The organism is Tardiphaga sp. GW822-FHT04G09 (assembly GCF_058800725.1).
In genome coordinates this window covers 401,533-422,262 of record NZ_JBXAMO010000003.1, presented here as the reverse complement: position 1 = coordinate 422,262, position 20,730 = coordinate 401,533, and the positions used below count along the sequence as shown (strand labels likewise).

Here is a 20,730-nt window from a genome sequence, read left to right as displayed (position 1 = left end):
GCGGGCGACGAGACGGGGATCAGTAAGAGCCGTGGAAGTGATGCACCGGCCCGTGGCCGTGCCCGACTGTAAACCGATCGGCTGCAGCAATCGCGGCCGTGACATAGGCCTTCGCTGAACGCACCGACGCCTCCAGCGTCTCGCCTTTGGCAAGCCCGGCCGCGATGGCAGACGACAGCGTGCAGCCCGTGCCATGGGTGTTCTTCGTCGCAACGCGCGGTGCCGGCAACGCAATGACGCGGTCCGCGGTGATGAAATAGTCGGTGCTCTCCGGGCCAGTCCCGTGGCCGCCCTTGATCAGCACAGCCTTGCAGCCGAGCGTGAGCAAACGCTTGCCCTGCGCTTCGATGGCCGCATCACCTTCCACCATCGGCTCGTCTAGCAGCGCAGCTGCCTCCGGCAGGTTCGGCGTGATGATCTGCGCCAGCGGAATCAGTGTGCTGCGCAGCGCCGCGATGGCCTCCGGCGCCAGCAGGCGATCGCCTGAGGTCGCCACCATCACGGGGTCGAGCACCACATGTTTCGGCTGCCACGTAGCGAGGCCCGCCGCGATGGCCTCGATCACGTCGCGCTGCGCGACCATGCCAATTTTAACGGCGCCGACCGCGAGATCGACGAACACGGCGTTGATCTGTTCAGCCACAAACTCCGCCGGCACCTGATGGATGCCGGTGACGCCCTTGGTGTTCTGGGCGGTCAGCGCGGAGATCACCGAGGCGCCATAGACGCCCAGCGCCGCGAAGGTCTTGAGGTCGGCCTGGATCCCGGCGCCGCCCGAGGAATCCGAACCGGCAATGGTCAGCGCAATGGGCGTGGGCATCGGGAAAACTCGCGCAGGATCAAGGGATAAGCGGATGCCTCAGTCCTAGCCCGCCATCGTCAGGCCGGCAAGGTGGCGACATGCTGGCGGCTTGCGCCGCCCCCTGTTTTGGGCTTGATGATCCCATCTCTTTTTTGAGCATGATCTTTCGGAAAACCGGTTCCCACTTTCCGGATCATGCTCTCAATCGCCCGTTTCCGGAGAATCCCGATGGTCCCCTTCTTTGTCCAGTTCAAGTGCAAGCTTGGCCAATCCTACGCCGTCGCCAACGCGCTGGCCGAAGCCGAAATCGCCTCGGAAATCTATTCCACCGCCGGCCATTACGACCTGCTGGTGAAATTCTACGTCGATAACGCGACGGATATCGGCCATTTCGTCAACGAGAAGGTGCAGACGATCCCGGGCATCCAGGACACGCACACGATCATTACGTTCAAGGCGTTTTGAGGCGGGCCACGGCGCGTTCCCGCTTCAGCGCGCCCGTTTGACCCATTGTTGCACGGACGCCCGCTGCCATTGCCGCTCCGCATAGGCCTTGAGGCTTGATGGCACCGCATTGCCCGCCAATTCCATCGCCCACAACGATGACGGTTTCGTTTGGCACGTCTCTCTCCCGATTTCTTCGTGTCTATTTTTTTGTCTTGGCCGCGGTGCCCTTTTTCCGGCTTCCTGGCTTTTCGGTTCCTTCGATGATCGCGTCAATTTCGCCTTGCGAGACTTTTGCCTCGATCAGATCCAGGTTTTCGTACAATTGACGGAGTATGTCCTTCAGTGCCTGCGTGTCGGCTGAAGAGAGATTGGTTGTAGCCAGCTGCTCGAAGTGGGCGGCCACTGGCATGTATCGCGCGGCGAGCATTCTTCCTTGGTCAGTCAGGCTAACTTGAAGCGACCTTTGATCGTGCTCGGGTCGTTGACGGAGCAAGACACCTCGACGGTGAAGATCAGCAACCACCCGCGAAAGGGTCGAAAGATCGGCTGAAGTCAGCGCAGCAAGCTCGCCGAGCCTTAGTGGGCGATCTTCCTCCGTAAGCGCCGCAAGAACGCGATACATCTGAAGACTGAGGCCGTCCCTTTTGATCACACGGGCAAACAGGTCACCGGTGCGAATGCCGAGTCGGGCAATCAAGTAAGGGAAAGATTTCGATAGACGATACATATCGCTGGACCCGGTGGAGTGAGGAGCCCCCGGCCTAATCGCGTTTGTTCGCGGGCGCAACATTTGCATATCAATCATTTGCATTTGCAACTTTACCGCTGACAAGTTAATGTACGAACGGTCTGATCCCGTCAAGCGATGGTTACGAGCGGATGAACGATGCAAAACAAGATTGCGCTTGAAGAACATTTTGCGACGGAAGAGTCTCTTGGAGACAGCGCTCTTTTCGCGCCGGAGGCTGATTGGCCAGAACTGAGATCTCGCCTGCTGGATATCCATGAGAAGCGATTGCGCGAGATGGATAAGCACGGCATCGAGTTGATGCTGCTGTCGCTGAATGCACCTGCTGTGCAGGCAATCATCGACCCGGCGGATGCGAGCGACACCGCACGGCGGGCGAACGACTTCCTAGCAGAGCAAATTGCGCGACGGCCGACACGATTTCAGGGCTTGGCTGCCATCGCGATGCAGAACCCCGACGGTGCCGCGCAAGAAGCCCGGCGTTGCGTACTTGAACTCGGGTTCCGCGGAGTCTTGGTCAACGGCTTCAGTGACACCGCCGATAGCGCCAAGCCCCTGTACTACGACGCGCTCGCATTTCGTCTGTTTTGGGCTGAGCTCGAGCGTCTAGACGTGCCGTTTTACCTGCATCCGCGGAATCCAAGACCGCAAGATGCTGGCATTTATGAGGGACACCCTTGGCTGCTTGGTCCGACATGGGCATTCGGCCAAGAGACTGCCGTGCACGCGTTACGCCTGATGGGCTCCGGTCTTTTCGATGAGCATCCTCGCCTTCAGATCATTTTGGGGCACATGGGCGAGGGATTGCCGTATTCGTTGTGGAGGATCGACAACCGCAACAAGTGGATGAGCCGTCAAAATCAGTATCAGGCAAAGCGCAAGATCGCGGACTACTTTAGAGAGAACTTTCACATCACGACTTCGGGGAATTTCCGAACACAGACGTTGATCGACGCCATGCTTGAGATTGGCGCCGACCGCATCCTATTTTCTGCGGACTGGCCGTTCGAGAACATCGATCACGCCGCAGATTGGTTCGACAACGCCTCGATCTCTGAAGGCGACCGCCAGAAGATCGGCTACGGCAACGCACGCAAGCTCTTCAAGCTGGATTCCAATACCAAATGAAATAGCCGCCAAAGAAGCGGTGATAACAACCAATCCGGGAGAAACGACCATGACAGATGTTGCGATAGACGTTCATGAAGAATTAGCCGAAGCGAAAATAGGGCCCATGCATAAAAGTCTTGGTCTACTTATCACCCTGATTACGCTCTTCGACGGCTACGATACCTTCAATCCCGCTTACGTGATTCACTATGTCGCTCAGCCATGGGGGCTACAACCTGGCCAGGCCGGATTTCTCATCAGTTCCGGCCTCATCGGCTTTCTCTTCGGCGCAGTGGGGCATGGCGCCATCGCCGACCGCCTCGGACGGCGCGGCACGCTCCTTGCCGGACTTTGGGTGGTCAACGTCTTCACAGTCGCCACCGCCATCTTCGCAGATAACTTTTGGAGCTTTTGTTCGCTTCGTTTCCTCACTGGATTGGGCCTCGGAGTCCTTTTACCTTTGGGAACAACATTCATAAACGAACTAGCCCCGCGTCGGGTCAGCAACACGTTCTCTCTTTGGGGGGTCACACTCGGGTGGTCGCTTGGCGGTATGCTCGCAGGTGTGGCCGGGGTATTTCTGACGCCGATCTACGGCTGGCAGGCACTTTACTACGTTGGCGCACTCTCTATTCCACTGACGATCGTCGCCCATAAAATCCTGCCAGAAAGCCCGAAGTTCCTCGCTTCCCGAGGACGTTGGCATGAACTGAAAGCCTTGCTTGGCAAATTGCGGCCCGAACGCGCCGAAACGTATGTGAGTGCACAATTTATCGCTCCAGGCGAGACAAAGGCACAATCCGGGATCGCACAACTGTTAGGCGGACGCTATCGACGTCAATCGCTGACGCTTTGGCTTACGGCGTTCATGAGCCTCTTCGCAATCTTCGGCCTTACGGGCTGGATACCGACCGTAATGATGCACCGCGGAGAAACGTTCGCGGCTTCGTTCGGGTTTGGTGCTCTCATGCAGGCGACTTCCTTCTTCGGAGGGCTGACGCTCGCGCTTCTTGCCGATAGGAAGTTGGCAAACGCTCCTCTCTATTTGGCTTCCTGGTGGTTTGTCGGTGGCGTCGCTGTCATCACGCTCGTTTTTGTCAATCAGCATAGTCCCAATTTGGCAATCGTCGCGGTAGCAGGGTTCTGCATCATCGGAGCACAGCACGTGCTGAACAACTTTACTGCAGGGACGTACGACACCAGCATCAGAGCGAGCGGCGTTGGGATGATGCTCGGGGTCGGCCGCGTAGGCGCGATCTTGGGCCCTTTCGTTGCCGGCCTCCTTCAGCAAACGGTCTACGGTTCGAACGCGGTGTTTTGGGCTATCGGGTGCGCTGCTGCGACTGCGGCCGTCGCGGTAGGATCGCTGTTGAAGAGCATCGGCCCGGCTCAAGACCGAAGCACCGTGATGGTGTGAACCATGAGATCATTCAACTCCGTTCAGTCTCCGATACGCGTCATATTTGGCTACGGCACCTCTTTACGCGTGATCGATGAACCATGGTCCTTGGGCCTTCGACGCGCCGTGGTTCTTTCCACCGCCGATCAAGCCGAGCGAGCTCGCAAGCTCAGCGCCGACATTGGCCCTGGTGCCTACAGTATGGAACGAACTTCAAGGCGATAACTGTCGGAACAAACTTGCAATAGTGGGTGAAGAAAATGACGAGATATTTGTCGCTCGACGTCGACAACAAGAAGGTACAAGTGCACTGCGATGAAGATGTGCCTGCATTGTACGTATTGCGCAACGATCTCGCGCTCAACGGCCCCAAATTTGGGTGTGGGCTGGGCCAGTGCGGCGCCTGCGTCGTGCTGGTGGACGGCAATGCAACGCGGTCTTGCGTCACGCCGGTGAGTGCCTTGGAAGGCACCAAGGTCGTTACGCTCGATGGCCTGGCCGTGAACGGGAAGCTAGACGCGTTGCAGAGAGCTTTCATTCAACTCGAGGCAGCGCAATGTGGTTATTGCACGAATGGCATGATCATGACGGCAAAAGCCCTCTTGCTTCGAGAGAAACATCCGAGCGAAGAACAGATCAGGAGCGCGTTGAACGGTAATCTCTGCAGATGCGGCGTACATAATCGTATTGTAGCGGCTGTGCAAATGGCATCGATGGAGAAAGCACGATGAGCCGATCTCAAAACCGTGGTACGACGCGGCGGGACTTTTTAGTCAGTGCTGGTATACTTGTTGCGAGTTTCAGCCTGCCGCGGCCTACGGCGATGGCTCAGATAGTGGAAGGCGCCGCTCCGATAAGTTTCGCCAAGACGAAGCGGCTGGACGGTTGGATACGCATATCGGCGGATAATGTGGTGACTATCTTCACCGGCAAGGCTGAACTTGGCCAGGGTATTTTGACAGCCCTCGCTCAGATAGCTGCCGAGGAGTTGGATGTCGGAGTGGAAATGATCCGGGTGATTTCCGCCGACACCTCGCGTGGGCCTGACGAAGGCTACACTTACGGTTCCCAATCGATTGAACAGAGCGGATCCGCGCTGCGCATTGCGAGTGCGCAGGCTCGAGCTGTGTTCGTGGCTGCCGCGTCCTCTTATTGGTCGATAGATGCCCGCGCCATAACGATCGACAAGGGAGTTATTGTCGCTGCCGATGGCCGTCGCATCACTTACGGTGCTCTTGCGGCACAGGATAAGGATCTGCTGTCGCGCGACGTCACCAACTCGATAAGGCCGAAATCGACAGATGAATACCGGATCGTGGGCAGGTCCACTGCTCGCATCGACCTCCCAGACAAAATTCTGGCAAAGGGCGTGTTTCTGCAAGATATGCGCCAACCCGGTATGGTGTTTGGCAGGGTGATCAGACCACCCACACCCGGCGCGAAGCTTGTTGGTTTCGACCCGTCCGCGGTACGCGCTATGCCGGGTGTTTTGTCAGTAGTCCATATCGGTAGTTTTTTAGGAGTCGTAGCTGAGCGTGAAGAGCAGGCGATCCGCGCATCAGACGCCGTGCGGGTCAATGCGAGATGGGAGGGAGGTGAGAAACTTCCAAACGAGAATGAACTAGCCGCTGAGCTATTGAAGTTTGCCAAGGAGGATTTGATCGTCGCCGAGACGGGGAGGACAACACAGACGGCCCCCATCGCGCACTGGGTAGAGGCGACCTACACTCGACCGTATCTTTCGCAGGGAAGCATCGGCCCCAGCTGTGCGGTCGCACGTTTTAGCGCCGGGCGATTGACTGTGTGGTCGCATACTCAAGGAGCCTTCCCATTGCGCGCCGATCTGGCGAAAGTGGTAGGGCTACCCGTCAATTTGGTAGATGTAGTCCACGTCCAGGCCTCCGGCTGTTACGGCCACAACGGCGCAGACGACGCCGCTCTGGACGCTGCGTTGCTTGCCTTGTCTGTAGAAGGGCGTCCCGTAAAGCTTCAATGGATGAGGGATGACGAATTTGCTTGGTCGCCGATATCTCCAGCCATGGTAATGACTGCGAAAGCTGGTCTTTCCGCCGAGGGCAGAATCGTTGATTGGAGCTACGACGTCTGGAGCAACACACATGCGACCCGTCCCGGACAGCCAGGAGGGACAAATTTGCTTGCGGCCTGGTACCTCAATAAAGGTTATACCGTCTCTCCGCCGTTGCACATCCCGCAGCCATTCGGGAACGGCGATCGCAACGCAGTGCCATGCTACGATCTTCCCCGTGTGAACATCGCGCATCACGTCTTGACCGCGATGCCCATCAGGACGGGCTCTCTGCGGACATTGGGCGGGCATTCCAATATTCTGGCTATCGAGTGTTTTATGGACGAGCTAGCCGCCGTAGCTGGCGAGGACCCGATCGCATTTAGGTTAAAGCACCTGACGGACATTCGCGCGAAGGCCGTTGTCGAGGCGGTGCGCGGCGCGACCGGTTGGCCTGTCGATCGGAAACGCGACGGCAAGACAGGCCGTGGGTTCGCTTATGCACGCTACAAAAATATATCGACGTATGCTGCCGTAGCGGTCGAAGTTGAGCTCGATCGAACCACATGTAACGTGACCGTCAAGAAGGTCCATGCAGCGGTCGACGTTGGTCGAGTGATCAATCCAGACGGCGTCAAAAGCCAAAGCGAAGGCGGTATCGTGCAGGGCATCAGTTGGGCAATGAAGGAGCGCGTGCGCTTCTCCCAACACAAGATCACCTCCACGGATTGGTCGACTTATCCAATCATTACATTCGATGAGATACCTCAGATTGATGTCGTTGTGCTGGATCATCCAAAAGAACCTAGCCTTGGAGCGGGTGAGGGCACGATCGGTCCAGCGTCCGCGGCATTTATGAATGCGGTCGCCGACGCCGTCGGTCGGCCGATCCGCGACCTGCCGATAACCTCAGAACGTATTCGCGACGCTTTGCGCATTTGATCAGGCGATACAACGAATGAAGATTGTGAGCACGTACCATGCCCCCCGCCGCGAAGACGCGGCGACCTCTCCCCGCAAGCGGGGAGAGAGGGAGAGCTACACAGCCATCTTCCGGTGCAGGACCGGAATGCCGCTCAGCTCCTCCGCCGCATCGACGATCGCATTCGCATCGATGCCGTGATGGCGGTAGAGATCGCCGATGGTGCCGGTCTGGCCGAACTGCTCGACCCCCAGCGCCTCCATGCGATGACCGCACACGCTGCCGATCCACCCCAAAGTCGCGGGATGGCCGTCCAACACCGTGACGATGCCGCAGTCGCGCGGCAACGGCTGCAGGAGCCGCTCGATATGGCTGAGATGCTGCGGGTTGCGTTTGTCGCGGCGGATCTTTCGCGCTGACGTCCAGCCGGCATGGAGGCGGTCGGCGGACGTGATCGCCAGCAGGCCGATATCGCGATGGCTGTCGCCGAGCAGTCCTGTCGCCTCGATCGCCTCCGGCGCCAGCGTGCCACTATAGGCGATCACCAGATCGCAATTGGCGCCAGGCTTGCGCAGCCAGTAGGCGCCATCGGTGATGCCCTCCCGCAGTTCCGGCGTCATCATCCGCTGCGGCTGTTCGATGGTGCGCGTGGAGAGCCGCAGATAAACCGATCCGCCCGCGCGCTGGCCGGCCTCATCGATGCCCGCGTCACGCTGCATGTGCTGGAAGCCCCAGCCCATGATGACCGCGAGTTCATCGACGAAGGCCGGCTCGAACGATGCAAGACCGTCCTGCGCCATGCCGATCAGCGGCGTCGCGATCGACTGATGCGCGCCGCCTTCCGGCGCCAGCGTGATGCCCGACGGCGTTGCGGCCACCATGAAACGGGCATCCTGATAACAGGCATAGTTAAGCTGATCGAGACCACGCTCGATGAAGGGATCGTACAGCGTCGCGACCGGCAGCAGGCGGACGCCGTTGATGCTGCTCGACAGGCCCAAGGCCGACATCAGGATGAACAGGTTCGCCTCGGCAATGCCGAGTTCGAGATGCTGGCCCTTCGGCGAGAAGTCCCAGTTGAAGGTCGACGGGATCTTCTCGCTGCGGAAGTGATCCGCCTTCTCTGCGCGCGCGAACAACCCGCGGCGATTGACCCAGGCGCCAAGATTGGTCGACACAGTGACATCGGGCGACGCGGTGACAATACGCGACGCCAGCTCGGTATCGCCCCGCGCCAACTCGTGCAGCACGAGGCCAAAACCCTGCTGCGTCGACATCGCCGGCGACGGCTTGAACGACAGATGCACGGGAACATCGACCACATCAGCGCTCAGGCGCCGCGTGCCCTGCTGCACGAAAGGCACATCCTTCAGAAACGCATCGAGCTTCGCGGCGTCCTGCGTCAGGCCCTCATATCTGTCCCATTCGTGGCCGGGCCGGATGTTCTGTGCTGCGCGCCAGGTCTCCATCTGCGTCGGCGTCATCAGGCCGGCATGGTTATCCTTGTGGCCCTGGAACGGCAGTCCGACGCCCTTGATGGTGTAGGCGATGAAGCAGACCGGACGATCGTGATCGATCGCCTCGAAAGCCTCGATCATGCTGGCCATGTCATGGCCACCGAGATTGGACATCAGCGCCAGCAGTTCGTCGTCGCTGCGCGCCTCGATCAGCCGCGACACCGGGCCCTGATCGCCGATCTCGTCATTAAGCCGCTTGCGGAACGCCGCGCCGCCCTGGAAACACAAGGCCGAATAGATCTGGTTCGGACAGCTGTCGATCCAGGTCTTCAATGCAGCTCCACCGGGCTCGGCGAAAGCCGTCTGCATTAGCCGGCCGTACTTCACGATCACCACGTCCCAGCCGAAGTTGCGGAACATGGATTCGAACTTCTCCCACAGGCCCTCACGCACCACGGCGTCGAGGCTCTGGCGATTGTAGTCGACAATCCACCAGGTGTTGCGCAGCCCGTGCTTCCAGCCTTCAAGCAAGGCTTCGAAGATGTTGCCCTCGTCCATCTCGGCATCGCCGACCAGCGCGATCATGCGGCCTTCGCGGCGATCCTTCATCCAGCCGTGAGCCGAGACGTAATCCTGCACCAGCGACGAGAACAGCGTCTGCGCGACGCCGAGGCCGACCGAGCCGGTGGAGAAATCGACATCGTCGATATCCTTGGTGCGCGACGGATAGCTCTGCGCGCCCTTGAAGCCGCGAAAGTTCTCGAGCTTCTCGCGTGTCTGGTTGCCGAACAGATATTGAATGGCGTGGAACACCGGACTGGCATGCGGCTTCACCGCGACGCGGTCTTCCGGCTTCAGCACGGCGAAATACAGCGCCGACATGATCGTTGCCAACGACGCCGACGAGGCCTGATGGCCACCCACCTTGAGGCCGTCGGTGTTGGGACGGATGTGATTGGCGTTGTGGATCGTCCATGACGAGAGCCAGAGCACCTTGCGCGCCAGTGCGGTCAGGTTCTGCAAACGATGATGATGATCGATCGGCATGGTGGGCTCCCGCGTCGGCCAGCTGTACTGGTTCGTGATTAGGTCGTCATTCTAGCAGGCGCCCCAAACGGATTTTCTCAATTCATCGCGACAACCGGGGCCATATTGGGATAGATGACTGGTACAGGCTCCTGTTTCATGGAATTTTACCAATGTCAGCCCTCGACGCGATTGACCGCAAGATTCTCGCCGCACTGCAGATCGATAGCCGCATCACCATGCAGCAGCTCGCCGAGAAGGTCGGCCTATCGATCTCGCCGTGCCATCGCAGGGTGAAACTGCTGGAAGAACGCGGCGTCGTTACGCGCTACATGGCGCTGGTGGACCAGAAGGCGATCGGGCTTCCGGTCAGCGTCTTCATCTCCATCAAGCTTGTCAGGCAGAAAGAGGAAGACCTCAACCGTTTCGCGAAAGCGATCTCGAAATGGGAGGAGGTGCTGGAATGCTATCTGATGACCGGGAACCGCGACTACCTCTTGCGCGTCGTCGCGGCGGATCTGTCATCCTATGAGGCCTTCCTGAAGAACAAGCTGACCCGGCTCGACGGCATCGCCTCGATCGAATCAAGCTTCGCGCTCAGCCAGGTGAAGTATTCGATTGCGCTGCCGGTGTGAGGGCCCGGAGCTAGCTCGCACGTTTGACCGCGGCGGCGGTACCGCCAGCGGTGCCGACGACACTCTGGTAATGCGCAATCGGCTGCGGGCGGCCGATCAGGAAGCCCTGGACCTCCGCACAGCCCTCCGCCGCAAGAAACGACAGTTGGGCAGCGGTCTCGACGCCCTCGGCGATCACCGGAAGCTTCAAGGAGCGGCCGAGCCCGATGATAGCGTGAACAATAGCCGCAGACTGCGGATTGTCCTCGAGCCTGGCGACGAAGGTCTGGTCGATCTTGATCTTGTCGAAGGGGAAGGCCTGCAGATAGCTCAGGCTCGAATAGCCCGTGCCGAAATCGTCCATGGCGACGCGAACGCCCTGCTCCTTGATGGCGCGCAGGATCGCGATGGCGCCAGCAAAGTCGTCAATCAGCACGCCTTCGGTGATCTCGATCTCGACACGCTTTGGGCAGAGACCGGTTTCCGCCAGAACAGCGGCGAGCATCCCGGGTACATCGCCGCGCCGAAAGTTGACCGGCGACAGGTTGATGGCGATCGACAGCGGATTGCCCCAGGTAACAGCCTCACGACAGGCCTCGCGTACCACCCACTCGTCGATGGCGCCGATCAGACCGGTCTCCTCCGCCAGCGGAATGAACACCGCCGGCGAGATCATGCCGCGCTCGGGATGCCGCCAGCGCAGCAGAACCTCGAAGGCAACGATGGCGCCCTCGGTGGTCGCTTGCGGCTGGAAATAGAGCTGGAATTGCTTGTTCTCGATCGCAACCACGAGATCCCGCTGCAGCAATCGCTTCTCGCGGATGTGCTGATCCATCGCAGCCTCGAAGAAGCGGATGGTGCCGCGCTCCTCGGCCTTGGCGCGATCGAGCGCCAGATCGGCATGCGCAATGAGAGCTTCGATATCCTGGCCATCCTGCGGATAGACCGAGATGCCGATGCTACAGCGAACATTGATATGCTGGCTGCCGATCTGAAACGTATTGTCAAGAATGCCCGACAACCGCGCACAGAGATCTTCCGCTGTTTGCGGCTCCGCACCGAGATGAGACACGATCGAGAAAATATCGCCGCTCGGCCGTGCCAGAAATGCACCGTTGCAGGCATGCGCCAGCCGCTTCGCCAGTTCGGCCAGCACGGCGTCGCCGGTGGCCTGGCCGTATACATCATTTGTCTCTCTGAAGCGATCGATGTCGATCCGCGCGATGGCGAACGAGCCATGTCCGGCCGACGCCTCGCTGAAGACGCGCGCCAGGTGTTCGTTGAAGGCAACACGATTGGGCAGATCGGTGATCGGATCGTGCCGCGCGAGATGCACGATCCGCGCTTCGCTGAGTTTGCGGTCAGTGATATCGGCATGGGTCACGACCCAGCCGCCATTCTGCATCGGGCTGAAGCGCACGTTGATCGTGCGTCCATCCGGCAATTCGGCGTTCTGGCTGCTCGGTACGCGACCCGCGATCGCCGCCCGCAGCTTCGTCTCATGATCATCCATATCGACGAACAGCATGCCTGCGGCCGCGCGCAGCGCCAGCACCTGATCCACAGTCGCGCCGACGAGCATTTTCTCCGGCGGGATATTGTACATGCGCACGTAGCTCTCGTTCCACAATTCGAGCAGGCCATCGGCGCTATACATGCATAGCCCCTGCCCCATATTGTTGAGCGCCGCATCGAGCTGCAAATTGCGCTTGCTTATGCTGCGGCGGGTACGCTGATCCGAGATAGCGACAATCAGGCCTGCGATGACGATCGTGGCCGTAAAGGCCGCAATCGCCAGCGACAATTCGATTGGCGACAGCAGACTCCCGCTGGCCGCCGCCTCAGCCCGGTAGACGAGATCGACAGCGCCCATCGCCACGAAGTGATGAACACTGATGGCCAGCGTCAGGAGCAGCGCGGCAAGGAGGAGTTTGGTCGGACCGTCGCTGCGCTGCGCGACGAGCACGGCCCCCGCGCCAAGCAGCACACTGAACAGGATCGAGGCCACGACCATATCGGGCAGCCACACGATGGTGGCGGGAATCCGCAGCGACGCCATGCCCATATAGTGCATGCAGGCGATGCCGATTCCGATCAGCGATCCGCCGGTCAGTGCGCCCTGCCGCGTCTGCCCGAATAGCGCCACCGCAAAGCCGGCAGTGGTCATCACCGTCGCTGCCACCAGCGAACACGCCGTGATGATCAGATCATAGTTAATCGCAAAGCCCGGCGTGTAGGCCAGCATAGCAATGAAATGCGTCGCCCATGTACCGAAGCCGGTGACGAAGCCGGCGGTCATCAGCCAAGCCAGACGCGTATCGGGTGATGACGTTCGCGCACGTGTGAACAGATTGACTGCAGCGAAGCTGGTGAGGAAGCATACCGCAGCCGCCAGCAGGACCTGCCGCCAGTCATGCTGCAACTCGATGCAATTCCAGACCCGTAGCATAAGGATACCAACATATGACGAGGTATGAAAGCATAACGCGCGCGGCGTTCAGAATGTTTAAAACTCGCGCAAAACGTGCGTGGAAAAGCTGTTATTCTTAAGCTTCGATAAAGCCGGACATGTGCTTGGTATCATCCTCCATGTTTCCAGAAAGATGTGCAACACATTCGGATATAGCTACCGCAAGCGCCATGGCTCAGGGAAAATCGAGCGCTGGGACAATCTGTTTCGTTCAACAGCTTGTCGCTACGCGCTCGGATAAGGTTCTGCCGGCACGGTGACCTGCGCGCGACGCACGCGTTCGCGATGTGCGGTATAGACACCGCTGGCGATGATGACCGCAGCACCTGCAAAGGTCACCGCATCAGGCACTTCGCCGAACACGAAGAAGCCGATCAGCGTCACCCACACCAGCTGGACGTAAGAGAATGGCGCCAGCACCGATGCGTCCGCATAGCGGAACGCCTGCACCACGATCCAGTGACCGATCGTGGCCGCAGATCCGATGCCAACGCCGAGCGCGATCTGTGTCCAGGTGGGTACGATCCAGTAGAACGGCACGATGACGCTGAGCACCAGAAAGCCGGTGATCGCCGAAAACGCCATCGTGGTGATCGCGCGGTCAGCGCCACTGATCTTCCGGGTCAGCACCAACGCGGTGGCCCATCCCAACGCGGAAATGATCGGAAAGATCGTGCCAGGCTGAAAAGCCGCGGTGCCGGGCCGCACGATGATCAACACGCCCAGAAGCCCGACGATGGTGGCGGTCCAGCGGCGCAGACCAACCTTCTCACCAAGGAACAGAACCGAAAGTCCCGTGACGAACAGCGGCGAGATGAAACCCGTCGCCGTCGCCTCCGCGATCGGCAGATAGCCGAGCGCCATGATGAAGAAGATCGACGAACACAACAGGCCCAGCCCGCGAAACACCTGTAGCAGCGGGCGCGTCGAGCGCATCGCATTGCCCGACGCTGGCGCCAGCACGATCGGCAGCAGGATCAGAACGAACACCAGAAACCGGATCCAGGCGATTTCCACCGATGGCATGCCTGTGCGCGACAGATATTTCGCCATCGCGTCCGATGAGGCCAGAAACGCCGTCGAGCAAATGATCATCAGGATGCCGTGCAGCGGCCGGTCGGTATGGCGATGGGCCGACACACGGGCAGCAGTCTTCGGCGGCGAAACATGGCTTGTCACGAGCGGGGACCAATATGCGGGCTCGTCGAAGCATGCGAGCCGAATCGAATACAGCTCACAAAACGACGATCACGATGCCGGGACAACTGCCGATATCAGGACACGGATATGCAGGCAGGCAAAAAATCTGTGTCGGCTGATGGATCGGCCGGCCAGAGTGCGATGCAGCATCGATCCTACCGCTACCCTAGAGCATCGGCAGACTGGAAGGCTCCCGGCCGCGCGGAAATGCCTTTTCAATATCAGCCAGTTCGGCTGCGCTGAGCGTCAATGCACTCGCCGCCGCGTTGTCCGCGGCATGAGCGGACGACGAGGCCTTCGGAATTGCGAAGACCGATGGTTGGCGGATCAGGAAGGCCAGCGCTACCTGCCGTGGCGTGGCCTGATGCCCATCGGCGATTTGCTGCAGGATTTTGCCGCCCGGCGAGCGGGCCGACGGAAAATCATTATGGCCGAACGGCGAATAGGCGACGACGGCAACGCCATGTCTCTCGCACCACGGGATCACACGGTGTTCGATGGCGCGCTCCTGCAGATGATAGAGCACCTGATTGCAGGCGATGGCACCCTTGCCTGCAAGTTTTGACAACTCATTGAGATCGTCGGCGTCGAAATTGCTGACGCCCCAGGACGCAATCTTGCCGGCCGCCTTCAAATCTCCAAAGGCGGCGACAGTCTCGGCAAGCGGAACCTGACCGCGCCAATGCAGCAGGTAGCAATCGAGCCGGTCGGTCCCCAGCCGCTTCAGCGAGCGCTCGCAGGCGGCGATGGTGCCCTTTCGCGATGCGTTGCTCGGCAGAACCTTGGAAACCAGGAATACCTCGTCGCGACGGCCGGCGATGGCCTCTGCGATCACGAGCTCGGCGTCGCCATACATTTCGGCCGTGTCGATATGGCTCATGCCGGCATCGAGGCCGGCCTGCAGCGCCCTGATCGCCGCAGTGCGGTCACTGTGGTCGATATACCAGGTGCCCTGCCCGATGACTGAGACGTCGCGCTTGGTTTGGCCGAATGGATTGTGTCGCATGGTGCGCCTCCGCCTCCCGCGGCAAGGAGGCACACGGGAGTGGACTTTAGCGCATCAATTCAGAGGAGTCAGTGGCTGATCATCCACGGCCGCGCTGTCGGGAAGCTCTTGGCGCCCGAGCGGGTCTGCTTCACCAGCCGCGACGGCTTCTTCCCGGAACAGCAGCCGCAACCGGCCCCATGCGACGCCTTGTACTCCGCCGACGTCTTCGGCGCATTGCGGCTGCGCTCGTTGGTGGCGTGGGCCTTGCGCTTGTCAGAGGGCATGCAGAAGAACGCCGGTGCGGTCAGGATCACGCGCGGTGCCTGTGTCGCGCAATGCGGGCAGTCCTGCGGGTCATCGCATTCGGCCATCGGCCGCATGTCGGTGAACGGGCCGCAATCGTCGCACAGATATTCATAGACCGGCATGGCACTTCACTCTCGCTCGCACATCAGGAAAAAGTGGCTGCGGGGCCGTGACGCCAACCCCGCAGCCGAGTTGACCGCGTTACTTGTCCGGCGACAGCGGCATCTGGATATCGCCCTTGATGTGTTTGACGGGTCCGGCCGACGATGGATTGATGTCGAAATCGAAAATCTGCGTCGGCAACCACAGCGTGGCGCAGGCATTGGGCACGTCGACCACGCCGGAGATGTGGCCCTGCACCGGCGCGGTGCCGAGGATCGAATAGGCCTGCGCGCCGGAATAGCCGAACTTCTTGAGATACTCGATGGCGTTCAAACAGGCCTGGCGATAGGCGATGTGCACGTCGAGATAGTGCTGCTTGCCCTGCTCGTCGACGGAGATGCCTTCGAAGATCAGGAAGTCATTGTAGTTCGGCGTCATCGGCGACGGCTTGAACACCGGGTTCTTGATGCCGTATTTCGACACGCCGTCCTTGATGACATCGACCTTGATGTGCAGCCACCCGGCCATCTCGATGGCGCCGCAGAAGGTGATTTCGCCGTCGCCTTGGCTGAAGTGCAGATCGCCCATGGAGAGACCGCCGCCGGGGACATAGACCGGGAAATAGACCTTGGAGCCACGCGACAGATCCTTGATGTCGCAATTGCCGCCATGCTCGCGCGGCGGCACGGTGCGCGCGCCTTCCGCCGCGGCCTTCTCCTTTGCCTCACCCTTCAGCCGGCCCATATGGGCGGTCGGGCCGAATGGCGGATTGGCAAGGCCGGGCACGCGGGTCGGGTTGGTGGCAATCAGTGCGGTCTCCCGCTCGTTCCAAGTGGCGAGCAGTTTCGGATCGGGCAGACAGCCGATCAGGCCGGGATGGATGAGCCCTGCAAAGTTCACGCCCGGGATATGACGCGACGAGGTGTACATGCCCTTGAAGTCCCAGATGGACTTCTGCGCTTCCGGGAAGTGATCGGTGAGAAAGCCGCCGCCATTCTGCTTGGAGAAGAAGCCGTTGAAGCCCCACAGGGACTCTTTCATGGGGCCGACATCGAGCAGATCGACCACCAGAAGATCGCCGGGCTCCGCACCCTTGACGCCGATCGGGCCGGACAGGAAATGCACGATCGACAGATCGATATCGCGCACGTCGTCAGCCGAGTCGTTGTTCTTGATGAAGCCGCCGGTCCAGTCATAGGTCTCGACGATGAAGTCATCGCCCGGATTGACCCACGCCACCATGGGAATGTCGGAATGCCAGCGGTTATGAATCATGTCGTTGTCGTAGGCCGATTGCGTGAGATCGACCTTGATGAGTGTTTCTGGCATTCAATGCTCCCCTTCGGTTACTGGTCCTGGTGGTTGAACGTAAGGCTGGTTAGACGGACAGGTATTTTGCGATCTGTGCGGCATCGATGCCTTCGCGCGCTTCGTCGCGAACGATTTCGCCATTCTCGATCACCAGCACCCGGTCGGCGACATCGAGCGCGAAGCTCAGCACCTGTTCGGAGACGATGATCGACAGGCCCCTGGTGTCGCGGATGTGCTTCAGCGTCCGCGCCATGTCCTTGATGATCGACGGCTGGATGCCTTCGGTGGGCTCATCCAGCAGCAGCACCTTGGGCTTGGTGGCAAGCGCGCGTGCAATGGCGAGCTGCTGTTGCTGACCGCCGGACAGATTGCCGCCGCGGCGGCCTTTCATTTCCAGCAGCACCGGAAACAGTTCGTAGAGATCGCCGGGCACGTCCTTCTCGCCGGAAGCGACAAGGCCGGTCTCGATATTCTCCTTCACCGTCATATGCGAGAAGATCATGCGGCCCTGCGGCACGTAAGCGAGGCCGCGCGCCACGCGCTCATAGCTCTTCAGCGCGCCGAGCTCCTTGCCCTCCATGGTCACCGAGCCCGACTTGGTCGGCACGATGCCCATCAGCGACTTCATCAGCGTCGTCTTGCCCATGCCGTTGCGGCCCATGATGGCCACGATTTCGTTGGGCTGCACCGACACATTCAGGCCGTGCAGAACTTCGCTCTGGCCGTAGGCGACGTGGAGATCGTTAATGGCGAGCATGAGAGTCTCCATATGCGCCGCAAGCGCTGTAAGCCCCCTCGCCCCGCTTGCGGGGAGAGGGCGGGGTGAGGGGGAGTCTTCGCAAGCTCGGAACGAGTAGAGAGCCCCCCTCACCCGCCGCGAAGAGGTTAAGGCCGGTGCTCGTCGTGAAATCCACCCGCATCATCCCTCAATGCCCCAGGTAGACTTCGATGACCTTGGGATCGTTCTGGACCTTCTCCATGGTGCCTTCGGACAGGATCTGTCCCTGATGCAGCACGGTCACCTTATGGGCGATGTCCTCGACGAATTTCATGTCGTGTTCGATCACCAGCACCGAGCGGTTCTTGATGATGGTGTTCAACAGCTCCGCCGTCTTGACGCGCTCGCTGACGCTCATGCCGGCGACGGGCTCGTCGAGCATCAGCAGGTCTGGATCCTGGATCAGCAGCATGCCGATCTCGAGCCACTGTTTCTGGCCATGCGAGAGCACATCGGCATACATGTCGAGACGATCCTTCAGGAAGATCATCTCGGCGACCTCCTCGACGCGCTCGCGCACCGCAGCATCGCGCTTGAACATCAGCGAGCCGAATACCGAGCGTCCGCGCGGATAGGAGATCTCCAGATTCTCGAACACCGTGAGATCGTCGTAGACGGACGGCGTCTGGAACTTGCGGCCGACGCCGGCCTGCACGATCTGGTTCTCCTTGAGCTTGGTCAGCTCCTTGCCGCGGAACTGCACCGACCCCGACGTGGCTTTGGTCTTGCCGCAAATCAGGTCGAGCACCGTGGTCTTGCCGGCACCGTTGGGGCCGATGATGACGCGGATCTCGTTCTCCTCGACATAGAACGAGAGATCGTTCACCGCCTTGAAACCGTCGAAGGAGACGGTGAGCCCCTCGACTGCGAGCAGGAAGTCCTTGGGCTGATGACCGACAAGCATGACGTGTCCCCTTATTCAGCCGGCGCGCCGTCGGCGGTGGATTTGATGGCCCAGGCTTTTCGCGCCTTCGACGTGCGCAGTGCCAACAGCCGGTCGACATGACGCGCCACGTGATCGCGCCAGATGCCAGATAGGCCATTGGGGAAGAACAGCACCACGGCAATGAACAACCCGCCGAGGCCGAACAGCCAGAGTTCCGGGAAGGACTCCGACAGCATCGTCTTGGCGTAGTTCACCAGCAGCGTGCCATAGACGGCGCCGAAGATCGACATCCGGCCGCCCACCGCCGTGTAGATCACCATCTCGATCGACGGCACGATGCCGACGAAGGACGGCGACATGAAGCCGATCTGCAGCGTAAACATGGCGCCGCCAATCGCCGCGAACATCGCCGCGGCACAGAAGGCGAAGATCTTGAAATTGGCGACGCTGTAGCCCGAGAAGCGCACACGGTCCTCCTGCTCACGCATCGCCACCAGGATGCGGCCGAGCTTGGTCAGCCGGATGAACTGCGCAGCGATGATGCAGGCGAACAGCACGAAGACTTCGAAGAAGTAGAGAATGACCTTGGCGTGATCGGTGCGGATGTCCCAGCCGTTCAGCGTGCGCAGGTCGGTCATGCCGTTGATGCCGCCGGTATAGCCCTGCTGGCCGATGATCAGGATCGTCGCGATCGCCGCGATGGCCTGGGTGATGATGGCGAAATAGACGCCGCCGACACGGCGCTTGAACATCGCAGCGCCGATGATGAAGGCCAGCAGCGTCGGCACGACGAGAATGGCGATGATGGTCAGCGGCAGCGAGTGGAACGGCTTCCAGAACATCGGCAGCGACGTGATCTGGTTCCAGTCCATGAAATCCGGAATGCCGGGGGTCGACTGGATCTTGGTGTTCTCGACGCTGGAGGCCTCCAGCTTCAGGAACATCGCCATGCAGTAGCCGCCGAGGCCGAAGAACACGCCCTGCCCGAGGCTGAGAATGCCGCCATAGCCCCAGCACATCACAAGGCCGACCGCGACAAAGGCATAGGTCAGATATTTGGCGACGAGGTTGAGACGGAACACATCGAGGAACAGCGGCAGGATCACCGCGAGCAGCAACAGCAGCGACAGGAAACCGATCAGTTCCGAGCGGTTGAAGAAGCGAGAATTGATCATGATGCGTATGCCCTGCTCTGTCTGTACTGCGCGCGCTTACTTGCGAACCTTGAGGGCGAACAGGCCCTGCGGCCGGATCATCAGGATTGCGACGATGGTGAGCAGCGTCAGCACCTTGGCCATCGAGCCGGACATGAAGAACTCCATGGTCGACTGCGCCTGGGAGATGGTGAAGGCCGAGGCAATGGTGCCGAACAGGCTGGCCGCGCCGCCGAACACCACGACAAGGAACGTGTCGACGATATAGAGCTGGCCAGAAGTTGGCCCCGTCGAGCCGATCATGGTGAAAGCGGAGCCTGCGATCCCGGCAATGCCGCAGCCGAGGCCGAAGGTGTAGCGGTCGACCTTCTCGGTATTGATGCCGACGGCGCCGGCCATTACGCGGTTCTGCACTACGGCACGGACCTGACGACCCCAGCGGGATTTGTACATGATCCAGGCGACGACCATGGTGATCGCCAGTGTCAGGCACATCACGAAGATGCCGTTGATCGGCACTTCGATCGTATCGGTGACCTGTTTGGAGCCCATCATCCATTGCGGAAGCTCGACGCCGACTTCGCGGGCACCGAACACCGAACGATAGGCCTGCTGCAGGATCAGGCTGAGGCCCCAGGTCGCCAGCAACGTGTCGAGCGGGCGCTTGTAGAGATGCCGTATGAGCCCCCATTCAACGAGCATCCCCAGCGCACCGGAGGCAATGAAGGCGAGGACCATGGCGACAAAGAAGTAGCCGGAGAACAGTGACGGCAGATGGGACTGGAAGAAACTCGACGTCATCCAGGTGACGTAGGCGCCAAGGATCATGAATTCGCCATGGGCCATGTTGATGACGCCCATCTGGCCGAAGATGATCGCGAGACCGAGCGCCATCAGGACATAAACTGAAAACAGGATCAGGCCGGCAAAGCCCTGCATTGCAAAGATGGCGCCTAGGTCGCCAATCGAATAGTCGCCGAACAT

18 protein-coding genes are annotated in these 20,730 nt (G+C 60.2%); 6 read left to right on the top strand and 12 right to left on the bottom strand.

All coding sequences use genetic code 11. The annotated features are described in order from the left end of the window. Window positions 1-19 precede the first annotated feature (19 nt). The gene (gene thiD / locus AC1RLZ_RS08640) at window positions 20-820 is read right to left on the bottom strand and encodes a bifunctional hydroxymethylpyrimidine kinase/phosphomethylpyrimidine kinase (RefSeq protein WP_493188318.1); all 801 of its coding nucleotides are present in this window, start codon (window positions 818-820) and stop codon (window positions 20-22) included. 210 nt (window positions 821-1,030) lie between these two features. Between thiD and AC1RLZ_RS08635 the strand changes: the two genes are divergently transcribed. Then, window positions 1,031-1,267, top strand: a complete 237-nt coding sequence (locus tag AC1RLZ_RS08635; RefSeq protein ID WP_068735543.1) for an Lrp/AsnC ligand binding domain-containing protein — start codon at window positions 1,031-1,033, stop codon at window positions 1,265-1,267. A gap of 181 nt (window positions 1,268-1,448) precedes the next feature. Here AC1RLZ_RS08635 and AC1RLZ_RS08630 read toward each other — a convergent pair whose 3' ends face one another. Then, complete coding sequence (locus AC1RLZ_RS08630; protein WP_493188317.1) at window positions 1,449-2,054, bottom strand: MarR family winged helix-turn-helix transcriptional regulator; 606 nt, start codon at window positions 2,052-2,054, stop codon at window positions 1,449-1,451. An 81-nt stretch (window positions 2,055-2,135) separates the two neighbouring features. Here AC1RLZ_RS08630 and AC1RLZ_RS08625 point away from each other — a divergent pair, with 81 nt between their 5' ends. From AC1RLZ_RS08625 to AC1RLZ_RS08610, 4 genes are all read left to right on the top strand, one after another. Beyond that, window positions 2,136-3,125: an amidohydrolase family protein gene (locus tag AC1RLZ_RS08625; RefSeq protein ID WP_493188316.1), complete on the top strand. Its 990-nt coding sequence runs from the start codon at window positions 2,136-2,138 to the stop codon at window positions 3,123-3,125. Window positions 3,126-3,174: 49 nt separating this feature from the next. Continuing rightward, a complete protein-coding gene (locus AC1RLZ_RS08620) occupies window positions 3,175-4,524 on the top strand; it encodes an MFS transporter (RefSeq protein WP_493188315.1) in 1,350 nt (449 codons plus the stop codon). 242 nt (window positions 4,525-4,766) lie between these two features. Next, the gene (locus AC1RLZ_RS08615) at window positions 4,767-5,237 is read left to right on the top strand and encodes a (2Fe-2S)-binding protein (protein ID WP_493188314.1); all 471 of its coding nucleotides are present in this window, start codon (window positions 4,767-4,769) and stop codon (window positions 5,235-5,237) included. Continuing rightward, the gene (locus AC1RLZ_RS08610; RefSeq protein ID WP_493188313.1) at window positions 5,234-7,474 is read left to right on the top strand and encodes a xanthine dehydrogenase family protein molybdopterin-binding subunit; all 2,241 of its coding nucleotides are present in this window, start codon (window positions 5,234-5,236) and stop codon (window positions 7,472-7,474) included. Before AC1RLZ_RS08615 ends, AC1RLZ_RS08610 begins: the two co-directional genes overlap by 4 nt. 96 nt (window positions 7,475-7,570) lie before the next feature. Here AC1RLZ_RS08610 and AC1RLZ_RS08605 read toward each other — a convergent pair whose 3' ends face one another. Beyond that, entirely contained in the window at window positions 7,571-9,958 is a 2,388-nt protein-coding gene (locus tag AC1RLZ_RS08605) for a thiamine pyrophosphate-binding protein (protein WP_493188312.1), read from the bottom strand. Window positions 9,959-10,110: 152 nt separating this feature from the next. On the opposite strand from AC1RLZ_RS08605, the gene AC1RLZ_RS08600 reads away from it, so the two are divergent. Beyond that, on the top strand, window positions 10,111-10,572 hold the full coding sequence (locus tag AC1RLZ_RS08600; protein ID WP_493188311.1) for an Lrp/AsnC family transcriptional regulator: 462 nt from the start codon (window positions 10,111-10,113) through the stop codon (window positions 10,570-10,572). 10 nt (window positions 10,573-10,582) lie between these two features. Here the strand turns inward: AC1RLZ_RS08600 and AC1RLZ_RS08595 are convergent, their stop codons facing one another. From AC1RLZ_RS08595 to urtB, 9 genes are all read right to left on the bottom strand, one after another. Continuing rightward, entirely contained in the window at window positions 10,583-13,000 is a 2,418-nt protein-coding gene (locus AC1RLZ_RS08595) for a bifunctional diguanylate cyclase/phosphodiesterase (RefSeq protein WP_493188310.1), read from the bottom strand. 246 nt (window positions 13,001-13,246) lie between these two features. Continuing rightward, window positions 13,247-14,200, bottom strand: a complete 954-nt coding sequence (locus tag AC1RLZ_RS08590) for a DMT family transporter (RefSeq protein ID WP_493188309.1) — start codon at window positions 14,198-14,200, stop codon at window positions 13,247-13,249. A gap of 187 nt (window positions 14,201-14,387) precedes the next feature. Then, the gene (locus AC1RLZ_RS08585; RefSeq protein WP_493188308.1) at window positions 14,388-15,227 is read right to left on the bottom strand and encodes an aldo/keto reductase; all 840 of its coding nucleotides are present in this window, start codon (window positions 15,225-15,227) and stop codon (window positions 14,388-14,390) included. Between the two features lie 68 nt (window positions 15,228-15,295). Beyond that, window positions 15,296-15,637, bottom strand: a complete 342-nt coding sequence (locus AC1RLZ_RS08580) for an FmdB family zinc ribbon protein (RefSeq protein WP_068735531.1) — start codon at window positions 15,635-15,637, stop codon at window positions 15,296-15,298. 79 nt (window positions 15,638-15,716) lie between these two features. Beyond that, entirely contained in the window at window positions 15,717-16,946 is a 1,230-nt protein-coding gene (gene fmdA, locus AC1RLZ_RS08575; protein ID WP_371422140.1) for a formamidase, read from the bottom strand. A 49-nt stretch (window positions 16,947-16,995) separates the two neighbouring features. Further along, window positions 16,996-17,685 (bottom strand): urea ABC transporter ATP-binding subunit UrtE, encoded by a 690-nt coding sequence (urtE, locus tag AC1RLZ_RS08570; RefSeq protein ID WP_493188307.1) that lies wholly within the window; start codon window positions 17,683-17,685, stop codon window positions 16,996-16,998. A gap of 169 nt (window positions 17,686-17,854) precedes the next feature. Then, window positions 17,855-18,610 (bottom strand): urea ABC transporter ATP-binding protein UrtD, encoded by a 756-nt coding sequence (urtD, locus tag AC1RLZ_RS08565; protein WP_493188306.1) that lies wholly within the window; start codon window positions 18,608-18,610, stop codon window positions 17,855-17,857. A gap of 11 nt (window positions 18,611-18,621) precedes the next feature. Continuing rightward, window positions 18,622-19,767, bottom strand: coding sequence for an urea ABC transporter permease subunit UrtC (urtC, locus tag AC1RLZ_RS08560; protein WP_493188305.1), 1,146 nt, complete (start codon window positions 19,765-19,767; stop codon window positions 18,622-18,624). 36 nt (window positions 19,768-19,803) lie between these two features. Next, window positions 19,804-20,730, bottom strand: coding sequence for an urea ABC transporter permease subunit UrtB (gene urtB, locus AC1RLZ_RS08555; protein ID WP_371422144.1), 927 nt, complete (start codon window positions 20,728-20,730; stop codon window positions 19,804-19,806).